The sequence below is a fragment of the Rhodoblastus sp. genome, from assembly GCF_052145335.1.
Taxonomy (GTDB): Bacteria; Pseudomonadota; Alphaproteobacteria; order Rhizobiales; family Beijerinckiaceae; genus Rhodoblastus.
Genome location: NZ_JBKQOU010000208.1, coordinates 1 through 2884 on the forward strand (window position 1 = coordinate 1; position 2884 = coordinate 2884).

The 2884-nt window shown below is 64.7% G+C and carries 4 protein-coding genes; 1 reads left to right on the forward strand and 3 read right to left on the reverse strand.

What is annotated here, in order from left to right; translation table 11 throughout:
* The coding region (locus ACLP2E_RS13415; RefSeq protein WP_442466221.1) for an HAD hydrolase-like protein at positions 1-376 on the forward strand (376 nt) is incomplete at its 5' end.
* Between the two features lie 10 nt (positions 377-386).
* On the opposite strand, the gene ACLP2E_RS13420 is transcribed toward ACLP2E_RS13415, so the two are convergent.
* The 3 genes from ACLP2E_RS13420 to ACLP2E_RS13430 all read right to left on the reverse strand — a co-directional run bounded on the left by ACLP2E_RS13420 (position 387) and on the right by ACLP2E_RS13430 (position 2526).
* Complete coding sequence (locus ACLP2E_RS13420) at positions 387-818, reverse strand: RES family NAD+ phosphorylase (RefSeq protein ID WP_442466222.1); 432 nt, start codon at positions 816-818, stop codon at positions 387-389.
* Entirely contained in the window at positions 818-1249 is a 432-nt protein-coding gene (parS, locus tag ACLP2E_RS13425; protein WP_442466223.1) for a type II RES/Xre toxin-antitoxin system antitoxin, read from the reverse strand. Before parS ends, ACLP2E_RS13420 begins: the two co-directional genes overlap by 1 nt.
* Before the next feature lie 98 nt (positions 1250-1347).
* A complete protein-coding gene (locus tag ACLP2E_RS13430; protein ID WP_442466224.1) occupies positions 1348-2526 on the reverse strand; it encodes a site-specific integrase in 1179 nt (392 codons plus the stop codon).
* Between the last annotated feature and the right edge of the window lie 358 nt (positions 2527-2884).

The following is a 2884-nucleotide window of genomic DNA, read 5'->3' on the forward strand; positions in this document are numbered from 1 at the left end:
AATCCTGCGCGGCGCCGCATTTCTGGCGCTGGCCAACAACCGTAATTTTCTCGATCGCGACGGCGAATTGAGCCTCGATCTCGGCGCCTTTGTCTCCGCTGTGGAATACGCCTCCAGCCGCAAAGCCCTGGTGCTGGGCAAGCCGTCGCCGTTGTTTTTCGCTTTGGCCGTCGACAGTCTCGGCTGCGCGGCGGAGGACGTCGCGATGATTGGCGACGACGTCGAAGCTGATGTCGGCGGCGCGATGGCGGCGGGGTTGATGGGCGTTCTGGTTCAGACCGGAAAATATCGATCCGGCCAGGAGAAACAACTCGATCCGCCGCCGACATTCGTCGCCCGAAACCTGACCGACGCGATTGATTTCCTGCTGTCCTGATGCGCCCAATTTACAACGGCGCCCAGAGCCGCGGATCGAAGGCGAAGGGATTGGTGCTGACGATTTTGGCGTCCGCCGCTTGGGGATGGGTTGGGTTGAGCAGCAGATTACGGGCGTCGGGGACGATCAACGACGGAACGCGTAAGATCGGGCTGCGCCTTTGTTCGAGCCATTGATCGCCGAAGGCGCGCGGATCGGCGGGCAAGACGGCGAGATCTTCCGCCGTCAGGCCGGACAGATCGAGTTTGATCAGGACGTAATCGTCGGGGATGAGATCGGGCGGCAGATCGAGATGCACGCGCACTTCCAAGACGGCGAGGGCGGGCTCATCCGCGGCGTAAACCATGGCGCTTCCCGGCGAATTCCAGCGACCGCCATAAAGCCGGGCGCCCTCGCCCGACAGATCGGCGAAAGGCGCGCGGCAGAGCCGCCACGCCTGCATCAGGCGGCGATCCCGTGACCGATGCGGCCAAGCAAGACTTCCACCTCGCGGGCGCCTTCCTCGGTGTCGAGCAGATCGAGCGGCCGTTCGCCGGCCAAAGCTTGCGTCGGGCGGCGCAGCCAAAGGCCGGCCTTTTCCGACGAGCCGAAGGTTTCCTCGGCGCCGGCGAGCAACCGGGCGGCGCGGATCAGGCGATTCGACTGTTCGGCGGTCAGGGCGCCGATCTTGCGGCGATTGGCCAGAGTCTTGCGCGGCAGAACGACTTTGTCCATTTCGGCGGCGGTCAGCCTGCCGCTGTCCAGCACGTATTGGGCGGCGCCGACCGGCAGGCCGCGTCGCACCGCGCGCGCGAGATCGAAGCCGCTGCGGACCTCAACGCCGACCATTTTGGGGCCGCCAACAATTGCGGCGGTTTTTTCGGGCGCAATCATCTCGATCTCCAGTGCCATTTGCCGCTACTATATAGGCATTTGGCCAGCATTGTCCAAGGATGCCTAGTCGAAGGATGCTTGGTCCAAGGATGCTTGCGTCACACCAGCAGCCGCGCCGCGGCGCCAAGCCGCGCCTCGGAATCGTTGTAATAGCGCGCCGCCTGTTGCACCGAGCGGTGCTGCGACTGGCGCATGGCTTCGGGCAGCGGCACGCCGCGGCGCGCCGCTTCGGTCAGAAAGCCCGAACGCAGGCCATGGGCGCTGAAGGCGAACGGATCGAGCCCAGCCCGGGCGCAGCGCTTTTTGACGATCAGATTGACGGCCTGCGGGGTCAACGCTCTGTCCTGAAGGTTTCCCCAACGGTCGATGGCGCGAAACACCGCGCCTTTCGAAATCTCCGCTTTGGCGATCCACGCCTCGAGCGCCGTAACCGGGGGCCCGATCAGCAGCACGCGGGAGTCCTCGTCGGCTTGTCCTGTCTTGGTGCGGCCGAGCACGATCGACAGGCAGGGCAGGGGCTCCGAGCGCGGATCAGCGGGATCGAGCGGCACCGGCGGCTCGCGAACAATCTGCTCGAGGCGCAGGCGGGCGATTTCGCTGCGGCGGCGCCCGCCCGAGGCGAAGGCGGTCAGCAGCAGGGCCTTGTCGCGCAGGTCCGTGAGGCGGTTCCAGTCGGAGACGGCGATGAGCCGGTCGAGCACGTCGCGCGTCACCGCCTTTGGGCTTTTGCGCCCGCGCGGCCGCGCCGACGCCCGCACGGCGAGGCGCAGCGCCGCGCGCACGGTAGGGGCGGCGAACGGCCCGTCAAAGCCGCGCCAGCGATGCAAAGTGCCCCAATGGGCGAGGCGCCGCTTGACCGTCGCCGGCGCGTGCGGACCGACCGCTCGCAAATGGCCCTTTTCGCGCAAAGCGGTCTCTACAGCCGCCGGCATGCCGTGCAGGGCGTCGGCCTCGCGCTGTGCCGGGTCCCACAGATGATGGGCGACGAATTTCAGCGCCAGCGATTCCGGCGCCGGCCAGGGCAGGGCGGATCCGGTGGAAGCCAGCGACCAGGCTTCGAGATAGGCCAGATCCGAGCTGAGCGCGCGCAAACTGTTGTCGCCGATGCCCTCGCCCGCCAGATGCTTCAAGGTCGCGACGTCGTCGTCGGTCAAAAGCCCAGCCAGCGCGTCGCGCCGGTCGATCGGCATTATGGCGGCGAGCGCGTCGAGCTCGAGCGCGCGTCGGTCCTCGGCGGCCTGTTTTGCGCGCGCGATCGGGCGGCGGGTCGGATCCATGGCGAAAGCTCTTCTTTTGGCGCGCCCGCGGCCTGGGGCGGTTTCGACGGTCATTTTGCCGTTTCAAACGCTATGCGTCAACACTATCGATAAGCTATCCTTATCGATAGTGAAATGGCGCGCCAAACGGTTGCGCCTATGACAGAAGCCAAGATCGTGTTAGCTTCGCTATGACGAAATATTTGCAGGAATCACAGGCGCTTGAAAGCCGACCAAAAAATCGTCGAAATGCTCGATTGGGGCCGAATCTATGCTCCCCTGGCTGTCGCTTTTGACTACCGATTTAAAATTGAATCACTTAACTGAAACGACAACGCTTGATTTTCATTAAGCGTTGCAATTCGCATGGTTCTCGGAA